1 rRNA gene (cut by a window edge) is annotated in these 1,294 nt (G+C 49.6%); it reads left to right on the plus strand.

Features of this window, described 5'->3' with window-relative positions:
* Positions 1-1,294 (plus strand): 23S ribosomal RNA (locus tag ACRD7A_RS18940); its annotated part runs 1,229 nt beyond the window's last position; the annotation flags it as partial.

Raw genomic sequence — 1,294 nt, forward strand, 5'->3', positions numbered from 1 at the left:
GCGAGGCGAGTATCCTGAGTAGCGCGGGACACGAGAAATCCTGTGTGAATCTGGCGGGACCATCCGCTAAGGCTAAATACTCCTGAGAGACCGATAGAGAACCAGTACCGTGAGGGAAAGGTGAAAAGCACCTCGAACAGAGGAGTGAAACAGTACCTGAAACCGTGCGCCTACAAGCGGTTGGAGCCGATTTAATCGGTGACAGCGTGCCTTTTGCATAATGAGCCTACGAGTTACTTCTCACTGGCAAGGTTAAGACTTTAAGGGTCGGAGCCGAAGCGAAAGCGAGTCTTAATAGGGCGCTATAGTCAGTGGGAGTAGACGCGAAACCGTGTGATCTACCCTTGGTCAGGTTGAAGCTGTGGTAACACACAGTGGAGGACCGAACCAGTTGACGTTGAAAAGTCTTTGGATGAACTGAGGGTAGGGGTGAAAGGCCAATCAAACTCGGAAATAGCTCGTACTCCCCGAAATGCATTTAGGTGCAGCCTATGATTAATCTTACAGAGGTAGAGCTACTGATAGGACGCGAGGGTTTCATCGCCTATCAACTCCTGATAAACTCCGAATGCTGTAAGATGATGTCATGGAGTGAGGGCATGGGTGCTAAGGTCCATGTCCGAAAGGGAAAGAACCCGGACCATCAGCTAAGGTCCCCAAATGTATGTTAAGTTGACCAAACGCGGTGTTGTTGCTTAGACAGCTAGGATGTTGGCTTGGAAGCAGCCATTCATTTAAAGAGTGCGTAACAGCTCACTAGTCGAGCGACGATGCATGGATAATAATCGGGCATAAACATACTACCGAAGCTATGGATTGTACATTGTACAGTGGTAGGGGAGCATTCCAGTCTGGGTTGAAGCTGAAGGCGTGAGTCACAGTGGACTGACTGGAAAAGCAAATGTAGGCATAAGTAACGATAATGGGGGTGAGAAACCTCCACGCCGAAAGACCAAGGTTTCCTGATCAACGCTAATCGGATCAGGGTTAGTCGGGACCTAACGCGAACCCGAAAGGGGTAGTGGATGGCAAGCAGGTTAATATTCCTGCACCTGCTATACAATAAAAGTGACGCATGAGTGAGGTATGCACGTACTGACGGAATAGTACGTTGAGCCTAGTCTTCGGACGAAGCGAGCATAAGCAGCTTGTGCCGAGAAAAGCGAGTATAGCGGCTCGTACCGTAAACGGACACACGTAGTTGGGTTGAGTATACTAAGGCGCTCGAGTGATTCATGGCTAAGGAACTAGGCAAATTAGCCCCGTAACTTCGGGAGAAGGGGCGCTCCACTTT

The sequence above is a fragment of the Carboxylicivirga longa genome (genome assembly GCF_050589825.1).
Lineage (GTDB): Bacteria > Bacteroidota > Bacteroidia > Bacteroidales > Marinilabiliaceae > Carboxylicivirga > Carboxylicivirga longa.